Here is a 1,642-nt window from a genome sequence, read left to right as displayed (position 1 = left end):
GTCATCTATCAAAAGATAGGAGAGAGGTATTGGTTCTGGTTCAAAAATCACATGCACTGTACCAGAAGAATCAGCAGAAAAAGTGTATGTTGAACATGCTCCGGTAGAAACACCATTAACTATAACATCAGAAATAAATGCATTGGAATCGGGGATGAAAGTGAAGTCCTGTGATAAGCCTTCTATACATACAGTTTCTCCATGAGGATAGATTCTTCCATCACCTATCTTTGTTGCTTCAACTACTACGACCTCCCCTTCAGTGTAAAGCCGCAGATCAGTAATAATAATTTCATCAGTATCACCATTGGAATCAGGGTGACCAATATGGAAACCGAAATTTGTTATTTTTGCAGGGTCAAATTCAATAGCAGAATCGGCACATTCCACTATTTCCAGTTCATCAAAAGGTATATGATAAAATTCCCACTCTGTTGACAGCTCAATTCCTTTTCGATACGATGTTATCCCTTCGATTTTTGCTTCTATTTCCATATAAACTGAAGTATCTGATTTTGCTATAAAAGCAATACCATCAAACCCTTCTGCATTAAAGTTGCCAACTGTTACACCTGTCCACACCCAATTTCCTAATTCAAAACCTGTACTATCTGTAACTGGAATATCCCCCAGCGTGTATCTCCATACCAAACCTTTTCCGGAGTAGTGATCGGCTGTAACCTCTTCGATTTCTATGGAAGAAGTGCTGTTTCCCGGTGTTCGTGGTTCCTGCTCTTCAGCATCAGACCCGGTATACCAATCTCCGCCTCCCCGTGAAATAAGATCACCATCTTCAAAGTCATCCATAAAAAGATAGGAGAGATGTTCTGTTTCAGATTCAAAAATCACGTGCACTGTACCCGAAGAATCTGCAGAAAAAGTGTATGTTGAACATGTACCGGCAGAAACACCATTAACTAAAACATCATAAACACTTGTATTGAAATCGGGGATGAAAGTAAACTCCTGTGATAAACCTTCTATGCATACGGTTTCTCCATGAGGATAGATCCTTCCATTTCCTGACTTTGTTGCTTCAACTACTACAACCTCCGCTTCAGTGTAAAGTTGCAGATCAGTAATAATTATTTCACCACTATCACCATTAGAGTCGGGGTGACCAATATGGAACCCGAAATTTGTTATCCTTGCAGGGTCAAATTCAATAGCTGAATCGCCACTATCCACTATTTCCAGTTCATCAAAAGGTATGTGATAGAATTCCCACTCTGTTGACAGCTCAATTCCTTTTCGATATGATGTTATCCCGTCGATTTTTGCTTCTATTTCTATGTAACCTGAAGTATCTGATTTTGCTATAAAAGCAATACCATCAAACCCTTCTGCATTAAAGTTGCCAACTGTTACACCAGCCCACACCCAGTTTCCTAATTCAAAACCTGTACTATCTCTAACTGGATTATCACCCAATGTGTATTCCCATACCAAACCTTTTCGAAAATAGTGATTTATCCTAACCTCTTTAACCTCTATGGAAGAAGTGCTGTTGCCCGGTAGTAGTGGCTCCTGCACTTCGTCATCAGACCCGGTATACCAATCCCCGCCTCCCCGTGAGATAAGGTCACCATCTTCAAAGTCATCTATTAAAAGATAGGAGAGATGTTCTGTTTCAGATTCAAAA

Annotated in this window: 1 protein-coding gene; it reads right to left on the bottom strand. The window is 40.0% G+C overall.

What is annotated here, in order from left to right; all coding sequences use genetic code 11:
* Positions 1-1,642, bottom strand: a 1,642-nt coding sequence (locus QA601_18865; protein ID MDG5817164.1) for a hypothetical protein, incomplete at both ends; no start/stop codon positions are given.

The sequence above is a fragment of the Chitinispirillales bacterium ANBcel5 genome (assembly GCA_029688955.1).
Classification (GTDB): domain Bacteria; phylum Fibrobacterota; class Chitinivibrionia; order Chitinivibrionales; family Chitinispirillaceae; genus Cellulosispirillum; species Cellulosispirillum alkaliphilum.
The sequence above is the reverse complement of the archived record's forward strand: the minus strand, read 5'-3'. Positions and strand labels throughout refer to the sequence as shown.